The sequence below is a fragment of the Paenisporosarcina sp. P5_A11 genome, from assembly GCF_056400705.1.
In genome coordinates this window covers 1-17,262 of record NZ_JBFUKT010000061.1, presented here as the reverse complement: position 1 = coordinate 17,262, position 17,262 = coordinate 1, and the positions used below count along the sequence as shown (strand labels likewise).

16 protein-coding genes, 1 pseudogene and 2 riboswitches are annotated in these 17,262 nt (G+C 38.7%); of the genes and pseudogenes, 3 read left to right on the top strand and 14 right to left on the bottom strand.

The features are described from left to right. The 4 genes from AC1DOS_RS10490 to AC1DOS_RS10475 form a co-directional block, all read right to left on the bottom strand. On the bottom strand, positions 1–687 hold a 687-nt coding region (locus AC1DOS_RS10490; protein WP_477537453.1), incomplete at its 3' end, for a HupE/UreJ family protein. Between the two features lie 279 nt (positions 688–966). Further along, positions 967–1,386 carry an Ig-like domain-containing protein gene (locus tag AC1DOS_RS10485; RefSeq protein ID WP_477537452.1) on the bottom strand — a complete coding sequence of 140 codons (420 nt, stop codon included), beginning with the start codon at positions 1,384–1,386 and terminating at the stop codon, positions 967–969. Beyond that, positions 1,335–1,454: an Ig-like domain-containing protein gene (locus AC1DOS_RS10480; RefSeq protein WP_477537454.1), complete on the bottom strand. Its 120-nt coding sequence runs from the start codon at positions 1,452–1,454 to the stop codon at positions 1,335–1,337. The genes AC1DOS_RS10485 and AC1DOS_RS10480 overlap by 52 nt, the downstream gene beginning before the upstream one ends. A gap of 78 nt (positions 1,455–1,532) precedes the next feature. Continuing rightward, a complete protein-coding gene (locus AC1DOS_RS10475) occupies positions 1,533–4,748 on the bottom strand; it encodes a DUF7402 domain-containing protein (RefSeq protein ID WP_477537451.1) in 3,216 nt (1,071 codons plus the stop codon). A gap of 1,401 nt (positions 4,749–6,149) precedes the next feature. Here AC1DOS_RS10475 and AC1DOS_RS10470 point away from each other — a divergent pair. Together AC1DOS_RS10470 and AC1DOS_RS10465 are read left to right on the top strand one after the other, a co-directional pair. Continuing rightward, complete coding sequence (locus AC1DOS_RS10470) at positions 6,150–6,377, top strand: diguanylate cyclase domain-containing protein (RefSeq protein WP_477537450.1); 228 nt, start codon at positions 6,150–6,152, stop codon at positions 6,375–6,377. Between the two features lie 39 nt (positions 6,378–6,416). Beyond that, positions 6,417–7,073 (top strand): lysoplasmalogenase, encoded by a 657-nt coding sequence (locus AC1DOS_RS10465; RefSeq protein WP_477537449.1) that lies wholly within the window; start codon positions 6,417–6,419, stop codon positions 7,071–7,073. Positions 7,074–7,394: 321 nt separating this feature from the next. On the opposite strand, the gene AC1DOS_RS10460 is transcribed toward AC1DOS_RS10465, so the two are convergent. Further along, entirely contained in the window at positions 7,395–7,535 is a 141-nt protein-coding gene (locus AC1DOS_RS10460; RefSeq protein WP_477537448.1) for a hypothetical protein, read from the bottom strand. 142 nt (positions 7,536–7,677) lie between these two features. Beyond that, positions 7,678–8,769: a CotH kinase family protein gene (locus tag AC1DOS_RS10455; protein ID WP_477537447.1), complete on the bottom strand. Its 1,092-nt coding sequence runs from the start codon at positions 8,767–8,769 to the stop codon at positions 7,678–7,680. A gap of 276 nt (positions 8,770–9,045) precedes the next feature. On the opposite strand from AC1DOS_RS10455, the gene AC1DOS_RS10450 reads away from it, so the two are divergent. Beyond that, complete coding sequence (locus AC1DOS_RS10450; RefSeq protein ID WP_477537446.1) at positions 9,046–9,405, top strand: hypothetical protein; 360 nt, start codon at positions 9,046–9,048, stop codon at positions 9,403–9,405. Between the two features lie 1,433 nt (positions 9,406–10,838). Here the strand turns inward: AC1DOS_RS10450 and AC1DOS_RS10445 are convergent. The 8 genes and pseudogenes from AC1DOS_RS10445 to AC1DOS_RS10410 all read right to left on the bottom strand — a co-directional run. Further along, positions 10,839–10,931, bottom strand: a pseudogene (locus tag AC1DOS_RS10445) (YjcZ family sporulation protein); the annotation flags it as partial. An 827-nt stretch (positions 10,932–11,758) separates the two neighbouring features. Then, positions 11,759–12,778, bottom strand: a complete 1,020-nt coding sequence (locus AC1DOS_RS10440) for a thiazole biosynthesis adenylyltransferase ThiF (RefSeq protein ID WP_477537445.1) — start codon at positions 12,776–12,778, stop codon at positions 11,759–11,761. After that, positions 12,775–13,542: a thiazole synthase gene (locus tag AC1DOS_RS10435; RefSeq protein WP_477537444.1), complete on the bottom strand. Its 768-nt coding sequence runs from the start codon at positions 13,540–13,542 to the stop codon at positions 12,775–12,777. Before AC1DOS_RS10435 ends, AC1DOS_RS10440 begins: the two co-directional genes overlap by 4 nt. Before the next feature lie 2 nt (positions 13,543–13,544). After that, positions 13,545–13,748: a sulfur carrier protein ThiS gene (thiS, locus tag AC1DOS_RS10430; RefSeq protein WP_477537443.1), complete on the bottom strand. Its 204-nt coding sequence runs from the start codon at positions 13,746–13,748 to the stop codon at positions 13,545–13,547. Positions 13,749–13,764: 16 nt separating this feature from the next. After that, the gene (gene thiO / locus AC1DOS_RS10425; protein ID WP_477537442.1) at positions 13,765–14,889 is read right to left on the bottom strand and encodes a glycine oxidase ThiO; all 1,125 of its coding nucleotides are present in this window, start codon (positions 14,887–14,889) and stop codon (positions 13,765–13,767) included. 32 nt (positions 14,890–14,921) lie between these two features. Further along, complete coding sequence (gene tenI, locus AC1DOS_RS10420) at positions 14,922–15,524, bottom strand: thiazole tautomerase TenI (protein ID WP_477537441.1); 603 nt, start codon at positions 15,522–15,524, stop codon at positions 14,922–14,924. A 94-nt stretch (positions 15,525–15,618) separates the two neighbouring features. Next, a riboswitch (TPP riboswitch) is annotated at positions 15,619–15,719 on the bottom strand. 37 nt (positions 15,720–15,756) lie between these two features. Further along, entirely contained in the window at positions 15,757–16,443 is a 687-nt protein-coding gene (gene tenA / locus AC1DOS_RS10415; RefSeq protein ID WP_477537440.1) for a thiaminase II, read from the bottom strand. Between the two features lie 131 nt (positions 16,444–16,574). Beyond that, a riboswitch (TPP riboswitch) is annotated at positions 16,575–16,711 on the bottom strand. 87 nt (positions 16,712–16,798) lie between these two features. Beyond that, the gene (locus tag AC1DOS_RS10410) at positions 16,799–17,260 is read right to left on the bottom strand and encodes a YehS family protein (RefSeq protein WP_477537439.1); all 462 of its coding nucleotides are present in this window, start codon (positions 17,258–17,260) and stop codon (positions 16,799–16,801) included. Positions 17,261–17,262 lie beyond the last annotated feature (2 nt).

Here is a 17,262-nt window from a genome sequence, read left to right as displayed (position 1 = left end):
GATTAGTGTTATGCTGTGGCCGATTGTAAAAGCAGTAACAATTTTCAACGCATCCTTGAAGCGAGATGCGATTAATACTAAGGATAACAAAAACAGCAAATGATCGTACCCGGTCAAAATGTGTTCGATTCCAAGTACAAAGTATTTCCATAGGACGGATCCAATTTCAGACTGAACAACGGTGATCTGAACATCTTTTTTTTGGGTATCAAGAATATCCTGATAGAAATATTCTCCTGAATGGACCACAAGTACATTCGTATGAAGAGGCGCATCTTCAAACATCAGATTGTAATGAAGATTAAATTGTTCGATCGCTTCATCGGCGGTTAACCTTAGTTTAAACATTACGCCGATCGTGGAACCCTTTTCTGCCACGTCCATCGAAAGCATTTCCATCGTTAAGGGCTTTGAATCCATATCTATACGAAGATCTTTCTGTAATACCGATTCGATTCTTTCTTTCTGCGAGGACAGTTCCTCGTTCTCCAGATATTTATCCTTGTTGGTATCAAATTGTTCCAGCATGTCTATTTGATCAATAAAAAGTTCATAGTCAATCAGTTTCCCTTTAATGTTTAACTTCGAGTATCCCATACTTTTGACGGTATGGGCAAATGAAGTTGTAGCAGTCCCAAAAAATATTAAGGTGACTATGAACAAGGACAGGAATGCACGTAGTTTCAAAGCGAGACCTCTTTTCATCAAAGTTTARGCGAATCGTAATTGTTTCAATGATTATTGAGCGTCCCGCAGCAAATATTTTGCAGCTTCACTTGAAATGTGTTTCCCACTTTGAGCCCTCACTTCACTCACAAAGCTGTTCAGATTGTTGTCTGTCAATTTTCACAGCAAACTCGTGGTAATCCCGGCATTATCAATCCCATTGGCAAAGCGTGTCACCTTGGTAAGCATGCGAATCTATCGCCACGGCATCGCTCTTGTCAACGCCTGACCATACCGCAGTCAACGCGATGTCGTGAACGCATTGACGGTTACGGTAATATCTGTTGTCAAGGCTACATTGTTCGGATTGGACACACCTTCCGGCAAGGTTACGGTTCCTGTTACCGTGAACGTTTGCGCAGTTTTGGCGGACGGATCATAGCTTGCGCGGTTGATATCCCAGGTCACTTTCGCATTCACGCTTCCCGCATCGGTAACCAGTTCGATCGTAGCAGGCAACTCAAGAGCCGCGGCCGTCTTCGCTGTTCCGTTGGCCAATTCGGTGATTGCTGCAGGTGGTTGGATGTTCAAGAGCGTGTTACCTTGATCAACGAATTTTACTCGATAAGTCGCTTTCGCTTTTAACGTTGTTCCTCCCGCTGTTCCGTTCACGGTAAATGTGCCCGCCTTCGCAACCATGCTGCTGTGATTTCCTCCCATACAACATTCACTGCCCCTGTTGTTCCGTCATTGTATATGGCCTCAACCTTTGCAGGAAGTGCGGGTATTTCGCCTATGTTCGTATCCTCGGCAACCGGTTTGAAGTCTACGATGTCTTCGGTATTACAGTTTCTGTTTCAAGGACGCTACTCCGCAGCCGGAAGCACCGGCGCTAAAATTTTCATTTCCGACAAACCGACATTTGGTCCGCTTCCACCGGATACCTGGAATTTGACCCATGTCACCGTCTTGTCAGGGAAAGTTACAGAATAAGCGCTCCCGTCATTCGGGATTCCTGAAACCGTCACAGTGCTTCCGTCGCTAAAGGTAAGCGTTCCGCCGGGCGCCCAGTCAGCTAAAATGGGCCGATCATAGAAGGTAATCTTGCTGATCGTTTGATTCGTCGTCCAATTCACCTGGATCCATGGATTCTGTTCTCCCTTGGACGCCCATTCGCCCGATTGCCCTATGATGCCATCGAACACTTTGTCGGGAGAACGAGCGGCATCGTAATACGATGAAGCGGTAACTGCGGCGGTCCATGCTGGAATCTTATTAACAGTTACTCTAATGCTTGTTGTTAAAGGCACGTTATTGGGATTTGCCACCCCAGTTGGCAAAGTTACAGTTCCATTTACAGTGAAGGTCTGCACCGTCGTGGCAGTGGCATCATAGTTTGAAGCATCTACATTCCATGTCACATTGGCATTATCCACCTTGCCTGCATCGGTATCCAAGGATACTTTCTTTGGCAATCCAAGGGCGTCCGCTGTCTTCGCCGTTCCGATTGCCACCTCTGTTATGTCAGCAGGTACTGTGATGCTGTTCAATTTTTTTTCTTGAATCTCTATCAATTCAAACCAGCGAAAAACCCAAAAAGCTGCATTTACATTCAGCCTTATTTTATGTGAGCCTTCACTCAGTCTGACCGTTTCGGATTTAATGACATAGTTGGTCGGACCCCCGGTTGAGATTGAGGTTCTCGTTTGAGGTACTCCATCTACCAGGAATTCAACCTCTCCCGTATACCCCGCGTTTGTTGCCACCTTGTAATTTAATTGATAGAATCCCGATTTTGCCACATCTACGTTATATTCCATCCAGTCGCCTATTTCCATAGCACCCACTCGCCATGCGGGCCCGCCATCATTAATCCGTTGATTTCTAAGTACAGCACCCTGTTTCGAATTGTAGTTTGCACTTTCTATCCTTCCTGGCACCAATGCTGAACCAGGCAATACATCTAAAATATTTACATTAAAGCTGGCTGTCTTTCCACCTAGAGTCACAGCCAGTTGCACTTTTCCTGTACGAAAGGACTTAAAGCCGGTAATATTATCAACCGTTACGTTTTCCACTTTTGTTGTTCCATCGCTGTAAGTGCCATTCACAACCAGCCCGTCTATATTAAGCCCATCTCCCTGCAGGTAATTCAACTTTGTTGGCAGTTTAGTTATTTCGATGCTTTGCAACTTAACGTTAGAAGTCTCGTTGGCAATTGCCATGATCTGATCTGTAGACAATGCTTGATTGTAAACCCTTACTGTATCAATACGTCCATTGAAGCTTTGTTGGCCTCTACTGTCTGCACCGATATACGTTCCCGTTGTTGGCGTAGAAGGAGCTGTTGTATTATTGGTTACCGGTGTGCTCTTGCCATTGATATAAAGCTCCCAGGTGCCGCTTCTGCTTGCCGCCGTGATATTGGTCCATTGGCCCGCCGTCAAAGCAGTCTGCGATCCAAGGATCGTCTGCCCGTTGATCGCAATGGACACCTTATCGCCTTGGTCATGATCCAGCACGATGGAATATCCATTGGTAAGGCCATCTCCATTGGACAATATTTGTTGAGATTCTGAGGTTGCACCATTCCACTTCACCCAGGCTGTTAGCGTTAGATTGTTCTTTTTATTGGATACAAGATCTGTACTTGCATAATTACCGTCTGCACCGTTCAGGCTGAGTGAAGCGGAACCTTCCATTTTATCCGTCTTATCATAGGCAGCACTTCCATGCAAAGTTGCATTAAACCCATTCTTGATACTGTCGTTGCCATTGCCGTTAAATCCCCACATTCTTTTGGGATCTTTACTATCCATGATTTGGAATTTATCTATGTTCACACCCGCTGCGTTGCTATCGCTTTTTATGACAATCTTGTTATTTGGACMCGGATTCAGCTCAACAGGTACCACCAATTCGTTATACGAACTCATGCTTCCGGTAGTCGGAAAGCTGAGCGTCCGTACTTTGGCTCCATTTACATATATACCCTTGGTAACATTGGCAGCATCGGTAGCATACCTGATTTTCAATATTTTGTTGCCGCCAGAAGCTCCGTCAACCTTGAGCGACTCGATATATGCTTTTCCATCGTTCATTTTCACGTACTTGCCGCCGGACGGAGTTATGTCGTCGCCAGCGGTTGCATATGCGAATACACTATCCTCGGCTTCATACATGCCGGTTGTATTCGGGTGCAGACTCATAGTACTTTCCCATATGGTTTTTTGTGTATTTATATCCCTTCCCTTTATATGCAACTTGTCTTTATATACATCAACAATCATAGCTTGATTATTTAAAACGGCACCGTCTCTTACTGCAGTGAATCCATTGGTGTACATGTTGCCTTCTATCTTAGTATCGTCGTGAAGATGTCCTGTTGTTAAAATAACCTGTGGATATTTTTCAAGGATATTTTTGAACTTCTGTTCCTGTACCAAATTTTCATTATAATTATCCGAAGAATATGACTTGGATACAGTCTGGTGAATAGGATTATGCGTGAACACAAAAATCGGCTTGTCCGGAACAGCATTTTCAGCAAGCTTGCTTTCAAACCAGGCTAACTGTTCGTCGGACATATACGCGTAATTGGTCGGTTTCTTATCAAACGCTAAAAATATGAAGTCATAGTCTTGTATTTCCCGGTGGTAATACACCTTCTCTTCTGGTATTCCTGCCTTTTGTATAAATCTGTTCTTCGCTACATTAAAATCCGGCTGCCAATCGTATTCATGATTTCCCATTGCATAATATACCGGCGGATGATCTTTTACAGAATCGATAGCATTTCTTATGGCGTCATATTCACCGCTATCCCCGAGATTGGTTATATCCCCGGCTAAAACTATTGCACTTGCATTATTATTTTTAGCATCCGTTACAGCTTTAGCCGTTTTACCCGTATCGCTATGCGTGTCCGACATTGACATGAAGCTGAAGATAGGATCTTCCGTAGTGTTTTCTGCCCCTGCTGCAGGGCTTTCTGCCGCAGTACTTCCTACTACACCCATCAGGGCTACATTCACAAGCATGAGTGATAGAAATGACTTTTTTAGCCTTTTAAGAAATAGCATAATTAAACCTCCTGTTATTCTTTGTAATACTCAATATGAAATGGCCGTTTGTCGTCTTGCTTAGCCCGTTAAGGGGTCCTTTAGAGGGGTTGAAAATCAGGATTTTATATTACTTGAATTGGTAGTTTAACTTAGGAACTTTAAGCATTAATTGAAATTTTGTAAGGATAAAGTAACTAAATGTTACGCCTTGGTTAGCAGCTATAATTCGACACTGTAAATCCGGGCTTTAACGGTTCCACCGATACAAAATCAATGGCATTGGTACCAAAGCTTAATAAGATATCCGCCACATATACCGCGGAATTTGCGCTATCAGAAACATTATCAAAGCCGAAATTGGTGCTGAATGAAGATTTTGTCTGAACCGAGGACGGACCCGTAAGGTTTTGATTAAAAAYACGCTATATGAACAWTGATTTATCAAWACGACGTAGTTTATTTTTGAAAAAAGATTGATCAAATCMWTTAATCCTCTCATGTTTCAGACCACATTTTCAGAATAAAGTTCGATCAAAAAAYATTGATAAATCTTGATTTATCAATRTTCTTATAAAATATGTACTGTATTYTAATCAATCTTTTTACAAACSGCCGAACATTATTTTAMSCCCCCSTTAGAATCAAATTTGCTTTTCTGCTTAATGRTAAGWGATAAATATTAATAGAGTGTAAATCCAATGTAARCATTTTATAATATCGATATATTGACATTATGTTATAACGAATATTCCTCTCTGATTCCACTGCGAATTAGCTGCGTAATAGTCTCCGAATACTGCTGACGTATATTTAGTATCGTTCGAATCTTTCCGCAGCTCCCAGGCGTTTATACTGCGCTCAGACTGATGCAGCAGCACGACAAAAAGAGCAGTAAGAAGCGGCTAGGCTATACGTTCACCTGATCCGCTTCTACGACTCTCATTCTATTCTTATTCACTGCGTATCAACTCGAGCAGTAGCCGCTTCGCTTACAACTTAAAGTCTCGAAGGCTATCGACTATCTCATCGCTTCTGATACCGATATACCGCTACCTCGTTAGCTGAACTGGTTATTTGTATATGATTAGTTCAATTTAATATGTTCTCTTATTTTTTGAATAACTGTTTTATAAAATCAAATTTGGTGAAGTACGAATTTACTTTTTCCTACATTCTCATCAATTAAACTTTTATTTCCATCTATATTTTTTTTCAAAACCCTTTAATTTAATTGTTTCTCTTTCCCCTTACCAAAGTTCAAAAAAATAGTTCAATTCAACTTTCACAATCCCTGAAACTTCTTCCTCTTGAAGAATAAAGTCATTGTTTATCGTGACCCTTTGACAGGGTTGGCGAATCGTCATTTATTAAATGACCGCCCCACTCAAGCACTTAATTTGGCAAATGAAAATAAGCATCATGTTTATCGATTTGGACCGTTTTAAGTACATAAATGACACGTTAGGACATACCTTAGGTGATCATTTATTGATTGAGGTTGCCCAGCGAATTCAAGGCTGCGTGGTTAAAGAGGATACAGTGATACTACGTTCATCATGTCTAGGTGGAGTTCGAAACTCAGATAGTATGCATAATATAAAAGAGGAAATCGTAGATTGGTTGAAGAATACATTACTGAATACTTGATAGTATTGCTAGTTAATTAATTTACTCTTGGAGGAAGTCATGACACTTAAAAAATATTGGTTGCCAGTGCTCATTCTATTCATGAGCGTTCTCTACATTTTCATCATTCCTAAAGATCCATTTGCTGTTAAGCTCTTGTTTAAATTAATTCCAATGTGGCTGATTATTTACTATGCCTATTTACAAGCGCCTGCTAAGAAATTGCTTACACATTGGCTTCTGTTAATCGGTCTATTTTTTTGCATGCTCGGAGACGGCTTACTCGCCGTCTGGTTTGTCGTTGGTTTATCCGCTTTTCTGATTGGACACCTGTTTTATTTTGCGGGATTTTTGTGTAGATGGAACTTTTCAAAAATCCATTTTTCAACCATCGTACCGATTGCGATATACGGTTACTTATTCGGTAAAGAAATCATCACTGCTCTAACTCTTGATGGCAACGATACATTAGTATTACCCGTCGTGTTTTATATCATCGTCATTTCTTTGATGGCATGGTCTGCAATCATGACAGGCAACAAATGGGCGATTGTTGGAAGTATTTTGTTTGTCATTTCCGATTCCATTTTGTCCTGGAATATGTTTGTTTCCGATATTCCGTATTCAGGAATCCTTATTATGACGACTTATTACACCGCACAATTTTTGATTGCTAAGAGCATACGTTCCATTGTATCTGAAACTAAACGTATTTAGGAATCTTATACCTAATTTCAACCTCAACAAAAGTTTAAAATTGTTATATACTTTACCGCTCTTGTTTCCTGCGGGTTTGGCACCCAATGTTCCCGACTGGGGGAGAAACCTTAGTTCTTAAAGCTCGAACCAGCGACCTCCATCCTGTCAATTTAATACTCCAGAAACAAACTAGTTAAACTGAGTTCAATGAGTTCAAACAAGTATGTAAGCATCATCTCTTCGGAAGTGATGTTTTTTTGTTTAACAAAAATATGGTTCCAAAACAAAAAGCATACTCAGATGAGCATGCTAATGGTATTCCTTCCTTACTTTGTTTTTTTAATTAGCTTTATTTTGTGTTTCTTTCTTTTGATGTTGAGTGATTGATTGTTGCTTCCGATTGCTAATTTCATCATAGACATAGTCGAATTTCACCAATCCATTGATTTCATTATGACCGATAGGAATCGATTTGACCAAATCACGTTCATCATAAATGAACTGRGCTCCTGTTCCATTAGGTGCGCTATATATTTTGACGTTCCTACTTCTTCGTATTGGAATCGGTAGGCTTTAMCCCCTTACTAAATGGAAAGGGGGGTTCGTAAAATGATGCAACAACTTAATCTAATGTATCTAATTTCCCTTTTATATACTTTGCCCGTGCTTCAATAAAATCCATTATATACTCCGGTTCTTTATCAAATAAATGGATATCGTCTTTTTTATAAGGATCTTTTTGAATATAAGGCCTGATCAAATCATGCAGACCTTGTATTTTCTGTTTCAAATAGTCTACATTAAATTGGTTGTTTAGAATAACTTCTAGCAATTTTTTGTATTGATGCCGAAATGTTTTCACGTCGAGAATCCTTGCGGTTAGCGTATTAAATCCTTCGATTCGTAAATAGTCTTCCTCCATCACTTCCCCGTTTACATCTCTTCCCCATGTTGCATCGTAATCCCATGGGATGACTTCGAATAGCCTCGTTTCGCTATTCTGGTATAGTGCGTAATTATGAACAAAACCATCGAAATTTTGGGTGCATACAACGCCAGCCAACCAGCGGAGATACTGATCAACATTGAGGTATTTCACAATTTCATTTTCAAATTCAGCTCTTGAAATGGTATTAATTTTAATAATCATTTCTTGTAAATGAATTTCATCTTGTTCTGTCCCATATTTTTGTTCATAGCCAAACTTAAGTGATTTTTTTACTTCTTTATCAAGATCACTCATTAACGAAAAGTTAGCATCGCCGTCAACCGCATAGAATATCGGTCCTTTCGGTAGTTGTCGATTCGCAAGGAAATACTCATCCACTGATTCTAATTCCAAATAAAGCCCCTCATTTTTTCCATTCAATTTCATATATACAAATCGAGACTTTGGCGATAAGCACCCTATTTCATTGAAAAAATCGAGCGATAATTTATTTCTTAATAGAGAAGGATCTTTAAATTCTGCGTTGATATGAATTTCTTTGGCATTTCTATACGTACTTGGTTTATAAAACGAAATGTGATACGACTTCTTTCGAAAATCCCGGATATGGGAGCCACGATACGCAATATCGATATCTAATTTCTTTTTGTTTATCGTGAGCTTCGCGGAAACAGGATCATCTATCCAAATATCTTTCCGAAGTTCACTTAAATCGATAGGATGAATAAAAAGCTGATATTCAGGTATTTTCATGCCATTATCCACGCGAATTCTTCCTTTCATTTTTATAATATTCGTATGAAACAAAAATGAAAGATGCCACGAAAAGATACGAAATTATATTTTATTTTTAAATAGTATGCGTTTGTCTCTACCATTTTTAGTACAATTTCGTATCTTACTATATGAGAAAGAGGAAAAAACTGTGCAACAGCACGAGTTTGATTTTTTTTAAAAAAGAGATATTGATCTACCTTCTTCCTCTAATAAAGTTGAAAGGAGGTGGGAATATGTCATGTTTTACTTTTGACGGTATACAAAATGCAGTCGAACTGTCTAACAGCAGAGGATTATGGTTCTTCTTGTTCCAGGATCCTTTTTGTAACAAACGATGCACGAGCAGGAGACGCCGGACTTCGCGGAACCAACGGCGTACGAGCAGAAATCGTTGCACTTCGAGAAACCAACGTCGCACAAACAGAAATCTGTTCACTTCGCGTAACCGACGACGTACGAGCAGAAATCTGTTCACTTCGCGTAACCGACGCCGCACGAGCAGAAATCGCTGCACTTCACGGAACCGAAATCGCTGCACTTCGCGTAAACGACGATGCTCTAGAAAGAACTTTTGGAATGACTTGTTATTTTAAAAAAACTTCGGGGCGATTTTTCGCTATCTGAAGATTATCTCACTTTATGTTCTTTAAAGAACTATGGAGTGTTTCAAAATTATAAAGTTAACTAGTTCTTACTAGTTAACTTTTTTTAAAACACCATGAATTTGCCACTTTTCAACTCCCTTCATAGGGTCCAGTATAGGCTATGTAGAATTAATGAGGTGGCTTAGACTAAGACCCATGTTTGGGATCTTTGCATTGAACGATTTTGGATTGTTTCGCAAATCGCCACTTAAACAACCACTCTCCAATTGATTACGTTCTATATAATTTGGCTCTACATGCACATGTACTTCAAAGGCATCGTATTCCTACATAAATACGTCTTCTACTGCCATCGAAATATATATCGCGTGCAGCCCCATTGCTCTTTCCTGCTCGTTCTTTCGTTAAGAAAAGATCAGGAACTTACGGAATGTGGGCAAAGCCTTACAGTCGTAGTTATCGAGATTTATGCTACTTCAAAGTGATTGTTTCTTTGATAGGAGTTATCGTGCAGCCGCCATTCAAAGCTTTTATGTATTATTTCGTAAGTTGTTTTTCGTCCGTGAATTTGGCAACGTCTTTTAATTCAAAGCCGTAGTCATCAATTTAATCAAGATATTTTGAGTTTAGAAGATTCATCACCCGATCGTTTTTCTACTTGATCAATGGTGCCAAATCCACATCGCCAGCTGACATGTGCTATCCCGCAAATTGATTGTTTTTCGCTAAATGAATGATTTCTTCGGCACTTGACAGAGTCTTGAAGGAACGCAGGCCATATGTCTATGTTTTTATTTTTTTGTGAATAAACTATAAACAGAAGAGGTGAAAAATGTAACTAGAGTTTGGGGAAACAATAAAATTAGTTCGGATGGGAACAATCAATTAGAATTTCGCATTTCTTTAAACAACGATAATGACTCAAAAAATGACATTTTCATGGATGTAGATAATGACACTGACTTAAGAAATTAAGAAAGATTAGAAAAACAAGCTGACTTGTCAAATGTAAAAACATTCAATCAACATAATAAACGTCAACAAAAACGTAGGAGAGTATAGTTTTTATTTCTTCTCTAAATATTAAGAATCCGTTGGACTTTCTATAAAAATATGGCGATAATGCATCAACAACAATTGTAACGGGTTCTCTTTTCGTAGGGGAAACTTATATATCAAGGTAAAATTACACTAAAATCATATTAGTTTAAACCTGATTACGTCTCGTAAAAAGGGCTCTTACTATTATGAAACAGAAACGTGATAAGAACGCCTAAAGAAATTTAGATAAAGATTTGCTTAGGTAGTAAAAGAAAACAAATAAAAGAGCATGAAAATCCAAGCTCTTTTATTTGCGATTACTTAATTACCTTATAAGGTCTAATAACCTCCACCACCATAGCCACAGCCGTGGCCACAGCCACCACCATAGTTACCACCACCACCGACGTTTCCAACAAAGGAAGCTCCGATAATTATTAGTAGGATAAATAATACAACAATTAACGCAAAGCTCGATCCAGTTCCACCAGTTATTTCAGACATCTTATTCCCTCCTTTCCTATCTTTTGCTAGAATATGAAAAGAATTAGATATTGATAGGGCTACAGGGTAAAACGAATTTTTCTTAATAAATGTTAATTTATTTTATAGGTATCAGTAGAAACTTATCCTATTCTTGCTATATAGATGAATTGGAGTCTCTTGGGTTGGATATTTAATCTTGATGACTTATATTCAAAACGAAAAAAGTCTACGAATCTTTCGAGTAAAGCACGAGTTCTTTCTCCATCTTTCTTTACAGGTAGTTCCAATCTACTTTGAGCATGACGAACAGAAGTGAGTTCTTTTGTGAATTCTTTAACCTGGGAGTACCTATTGGTGCAGTAATTCATCTTTTTGATGTATCTTTTCATACGTTTCACGTATACCATCTGCCATCCTCTCACCTCATTCTAAGGAAAACAAAAAAGAACGCCCGAKTGGACGTTCTGAATTTTATCATATTTATTTGAACTTSAATTCAACWGAAWCYAGYTCTTTACCACTACTTACATATGTTTCYCCATTATYYAAWWCAATTTCGATTGGTRAATCTTTTTCWTTWATTGCTYTTAAATGAACGACWACATCCCAATATCCTGAGCTATGGTYTGYAAYAGGTACAGAAACTTGATCACCATTATTAAATTTAAWAATCATCTTCACWACTTTTTCCGCCCCCTATTATCTACTATTCTACGTAAGAGRATSAATTTTAKTTAGGTAAAAAAAACGCCAGCGTGGACGTTCTCGCTTTAATTTTATGTCAAACTTAAAATTACGAATAATCAAAAAAAGAAAAGAGGAAGACCTAGTCAGCAAAGCAAATATCATCCCATATAGCGATGATATAAAGTTTTAGCCTCAGCAATGTCTTTTGTTCCATGGATTAATACCCGTCCATCCTTGAAAATAACCAGGCGGTGATTACCAATTGAAAAAGACAGCAAGTATAGATTTTGTGAAATCTTCCCACCTTGTTCCGAGAGAATCTTAGCCAAACTTTCTAAATTCCTATCCATTGGTTTAGAAGGTCTGACTTGAACGGTATTTCTTCCACATAATACGGCTGTTTTTGTTTGGTTTGAAAAAGCTAAATACGGATACGTAGGATTTGAACCGCACGATAAACAACCTACATTCTTCATCTGTTCGACGTTAATGGCTGCAAAATGATTTTTCCATAAATCAAATGAAATAAGCTTTTTTCTTAATGCATGATAATCTTCAACCAATAGTTTTAATGCTTCCGTAGTTTGATAAGAAACGACCATTTGAACGGCAGGACTAATAATCCCGACTGTATCACAAGTAACCCCACCCATTGGCACAGTTTCAAGCAAACAATTTAAACAAGGAGTTTCTCCTGGAAGGACAGTATATGTAATCCCATAACTTCCAACACACGCACCATATATCCAGGGAATCTGATACTTCTGGGAAATGTCATTAATAATCATTCGGATATCAAAATTATCAGTTGCATCCATGATTAGATCCACATCTTTAACAAGCTGTTCCATTTCCTCTACCGAAACATCCATTACATGGGACTCAATATCTACCTTTGAATTTATGAGTGTTAAACGTTCTTTAGTCGCTACGGCTTTAGGGGTGCGTAGATTCGCATCCCTTTCCGTATAAAGCTGTTGACGTTGAAGATTACTCCACTCCACGTAGTCCCGATCCACAATAGTCAATTTCCCAATGCCTGCACGAACAAGCACTTCGGCACTCCCCGTACCTAGTGCTCCTGCACCGATCACTAACACATGTTTTTTTCTTAATTTCGTTTGTCCCTGTGACCCTATCGGAGCGAATAGTTCTTGTCGTGAATAACGGTCATTCAACTAAAGCTCATCCTTTCAGTAGGACTACTTGCTGTTGCGTATCGCTTTTTCGGAATACGACCTGCTTCAAATCCTAGTCTCCCCGCTTCAATCGCAAGCTTCATTGCCAATGCCATTTTTACCGGATCATTTGCTCCAGAAACAGCAGTATTAAGTAACACGCCATCAGCTCCTAGCTCCATTGCGATGGCTGCATCAGAAGGTGTACCGATTCCAGCATCAATGATTACGGGTAAATTTGTCTGTTCGATTATAAAACTAAGGTTTAATGGATTAATGATTCCTTGACCAGAACCAATAGGTGAAGCACCTGGCATAATAGCATGACATCCTACTTCTTCTAATCGTTTAGCTAATAGAACATCGTCTGAAGTATAGGGTAATACGATGAACCCCTCTTGTACCAGTTCTTCTGATGCCTTTAATGTTTCTATTGGATCAGGCAATAATGTTTTTTGACATCCAATCACTTCAACTTTAACCATGTCACAAAGTCCAGAAGCTTTTGCTAATTTAGCAATTCGAACCGCTTCAACTGCTGTCTTTGCACCTGCTGTATTTGGCAGTAAAATGTACTTTTGCAGGTCTAATTTTTCTAAAAAATTAGGTAAACTTGGTTCAAATATATTCATCCTGCGAACTGAAAACGTTAAGATCTCTGTTCCTGAAACATCTACTGCTTCTTTTTGAATATCAAAATCAGGATATTTTCCAGTCCCTAATAATAATCTTGACGTGAATTCATATAATCCAATCTTTAACATCGTCATCCGCCTCCTACAAAATGTACTAACTCAACTTTATCTCCATTACATAGTTTGGTTTCTTGGTGTGATCCTTTTTCCAATATCTTTGCATTCCATTCAACGATAACCACCTTTTGTTGTAATTCGAAGTGATGCAAAAGGTGAGCAATTGTTTCCACCGAATTTGGAACTTCTATTTTGTCCCCGTTAATCACTAATTCCATTTACTTCATCCCTTTCTTATGTTAATTGTTTAATCAAACGACCTACCCGGAAAGGTTTCAAATTAAGTGATGTTGGTTTTCCTTCAACCATGTCAGCGATTATCTCACCAGTTATTGGTGACAGTAATATCCCATTTCTAAAATGCCCTGTTGCAATAAATAGACCTTTATATACAGGATGTTCACCTAAGTAAGGTAATCCATCTCCGGTTTGTGGTCGAATACCAGCCCATGTGCGCTCCCATTCTGCTTCTATTATGGAAGGCATCAGTTTTTTTGCTTGTTCCAGCAATATGGATATTCCCTCTACAGTAACTTTATGGTTAAATGTTCTTGGCTTAACTGTTGCACCAACAATGATTCTTCCACCCTTCTTAGGGACAAGGTAGCAACTCGGTGAAAATACCGTAGTCGTTATCATTTGGCTTTGTGTGACAACAGAAAAACATTCACCTTTTACGGGATAAATATCTAGTTCTAACCCTGTTTTTGAAAGTAGCTTGTTACTCCATGCACCACCTGCCACGATGACATTTTCACTAGCAAAATACCCTTTATTAGTAACAACACCTATGACTTTCCCTTTAGACAACTGAAGGTCAAAAACTTCCACGAATTCTTTTATTACTACACCACATGCTGCTGCAGAATTTAAAAACCCTAAAGTTAACTGAGTGGCTTCGACTTGCCCATCATTTGCAAAATGTATTGCTCCTTTAATTGCATCAGTTAATGCTGGCTCTTTCCTTCTTACCTCTTCTCCTGTCAGCCAATCGGCTTGCTCTCCACTTTGCCGTTGTATAGCAATGAGTCGCTTATATTCCTGTTGTTGTTGTTCATTTATGGCAACCTTTAGCATTCCTTTATTTATAAGTTCAATATCTATTCCACTCGTCTCTCTTATTTCGCCAGCAAGTTTTGGAAACATCTCTCTGCTCTTTCTAGCTAATTGAAAAAGTGAACCTTCTGCATCCATTTCTGCTTGAACACCCAGCATTCCAGCAGCAGCTCCCGAGGATTTACTAGCAAGTTGATCTTTTTCTAGCAAAAGGATTTTCCCACCTCGTTTGGAAAGGTTATAAGCAATGGATCCCCCGATCACTCCACCACCCACTATAATTGCATCATATACATAGCTCATCAAAAACCACCTATTTCCATAAAAGTTTCAAGTCAAAATAAATGTTGATAATATTCCTTTACTGCCACTAAAGGATTTTCTGATTCTAGTACCCCTGACATCACAGCAATTCCCTGTGCACCTGCTTCGATAACTCCTTTTATATTTGTAGGTTTTATACCACCAATAGCTATAACTGGAATCGAAACATGATGAGTTATGAGTTCTAATTGATTTAAACCCTTTGACTCTAAACCTGGCTTTGAATGTGTTGGGAAAACATGTCCAAAAATAACATAATCGGCTCCAAGTTCTTGTGCAGTTTGGACCTCGTCAATTGAATGTACAGAACTCCCAACTCTCAAGCTTTTAAACTGTTTTTTTACAATGTCCGCAGGTAAAGAATGATAGGCTAGTTGGACTCCTCCAACCTTTGACGCCAAGGCAACATCTATTCGATCATTAATAATTATTTTAGTAAGGGGAACATTGTGGTCTAATAATAAATTCACCATTTCATGAATTTCTTTGGCCGGTTTAGTCTTTTCACGGATATGGATGGCATCGATATATGGATGAATCTGACCTGCAATTTGTGCTAAATGTGCTGGTTTCAGATTCCCAGTTGAAATGATGTGGAGCAGTCCTTTTTTCATACATAACCYCTCCTTTTAATCTTCTTGATAATTTCAACACAATAAAAAACCACTCCAGTGTTAGAAGTGGTTGGCTGTGATATCATCGAAAGAAAATTCAACAGTTCCACTTCCCTACGCCAGCTCTAACTAGATCAGGTTCAAAGGGTCTGGAATATCCATCTCAGTCTGTAAAAGACTCCCCTAGTGCTTTGATATTAAATTGTGTAATACAAACCATCAAACTCACTTACTATATGCAACTTACTTCATCTTTTTGGACTGACCATTTTTCTAACTTGTACGCCATTTCCCAAAATGAATATTCGTATTGACTACTRATGATAAAATGTTGTTTCATACGGTCACGGTCGGCTGCTGTTACCGTTTCAGCAATTTTGTCTAGCCTATTAATTTGTTCTTCGACTAACGTTCTAAACCATTCACCACCATATGTTGCAATCCATTCTTGATAGATTGGTTCTTTCGGCAAACACGATTGAAGTCTCTCTCCAATTTCATAGTAAAGCCAATAGCATGGTAATATGGCTGCGATAATATCCCCTAAATGTCCTTGATACGCTGCACGATACAAATGAGAAGTGTAAGCATACGCAGTTGGTGAAGGTTGGAAGTTTGCCTCTTGTTCTCCCGTTATTTCTAGACGGTGTGAAAAATTTTTATGTAAAGTTAATTCTGCCTCACAAGTTCCTTGTGCATGAGCTGCCAATCTACTTGTTGTTGCAAGATCATTGGACTTTGCTGCACCTAAAGCTTGAACCTTAGCAAAATGCGACAAGTAGTAAGAATCTTGCATGACATAATAGCGAAAACACTCTAAAGACAATGTTCCATCACCAATTCCGGTTACAAATGGGTGACGGAAACTAGCTTCCCAAATATGATTTGATTCCTCTCGTAAAAGCCTTGAAAATGTCATTAAAAAACCTCCCCAGTAATTATGCTCAACTCGAATCAATAGTTATCCCTGATTTTTGGGCATATAAAAAACCACTCTCTTAACAAACATAAGAAAGTGGTTGTATTGGAAAATAGGTTGAAACAACATACAGCTCCGCAACTCCACTTTCCTACGCTGGTATAAACCAGATCAGGTTCTAAGGGTCTTAAAGCTTAACTTTAATCTCAACCTTTATTAGTAAGTAAATGATTTCCCATTACATTTGAAGGTCCCCCTAGTGGAAGATATTACTATTCAGTTGTACACTAACAAGCTTAACATGAATAGGTTATTTATCAATCCTAAATAACTTTTAAGCCTTTATTCCCCTTACTTATTCCCTATACTTTATCGCTAGTCCTCTTAAGAAATTGCGGGCGTTTTGATCACCGCACTCTTTATAATTCTTGTGACCTTCTTTTCTTAGGAAAGCACTTAATTCCCCTTTTGTTATAAAGACTCCTGAAGTTTCTAGTATCTCAAGCATATCCTCACTCGTTAATGACAGTGCGATTTTCACTTTCTTCAGCAGGATATTATTAACTCGTTCATTTTTAGAATATGCCGGTCTTTCAGGTTGTCCTGGTTTGGGATCTTGTTTTCCTCTTTTAAAAATAATGAGACCATTTAAAAATGACTCCAACATGATATTATCACATTTTATATGCTCTTCATTTGCCTCGGCATCATCAAAGTTGTCATCTTCATCATAAAAATCGTCCTTTGATTTTGTAAGTACCTGCAGCACTTCTTCTTTTGTTAATTCAATGCCACCAAGTTTAAATATCTCTACCATAT

Coding starts and splice junctions, on each gene's coding strand:
- AC1DOS_RS10485 (WP_477537452.1), bottom strand. CDS start 1,386: ATGGGAGGAAATCACAGCAGCATGGTTGCGAAGGCGGGCACATTTACC.
- AC1DOS_RS10470 (WP_477537450.1), top strand. CDS start 6,150: ATGTTTATCGATTTGGACCGTTTTAAGTACATAAATGACACGTTAGGA.
- AC1DOS_RS10465 (WP_477537449.1), top strand. CDS start 6,417: ATGACACTTAAAAAATATTGGTTGCCAGTGCTCATTCTATTCATGAGC.
- AC1DOS_RS10450 (WP_477537446.1), top strand. CDS start 9,046: ATGCAGTCGAACTGTCTAACAGCAGAGGATTATGGTTCTTCTTGTTCC.
- AC1DOS_RS10435 (WP_477537444.1), bottom strand. CDS start 13,542: ATGTTAAAGATTGGATTATATGAATTCACGTCAAGATTATTATTAGGG.
- thiS (WP_477537443.1), bottom strand. CDS start 13,748: ATGGAATTAGTGATTAACGGGGACAAAATAGAAGTTCCAAATTCGGTG.
- thiO (WP_477537442.1), bottom strand. CDS start 14,889: ATGAGCTATGTATATGATGCAATTATAGTGGGTGGTGGAGTGATCGGG.
- tenI (WP_477537441.1), bottom strand. CDS start 15,524: ATGAAAAAAGGACTGCTCCACATCATTTCAACTGGGAATCTGAAACCA.
- AC1DOS_RS10410 (WP_477537439.1), bottom strand. CDS start 17,260: ATGGTAGAGATATTTAAACTTGGTGGCATTGAATTAACAAAAGAAGAA.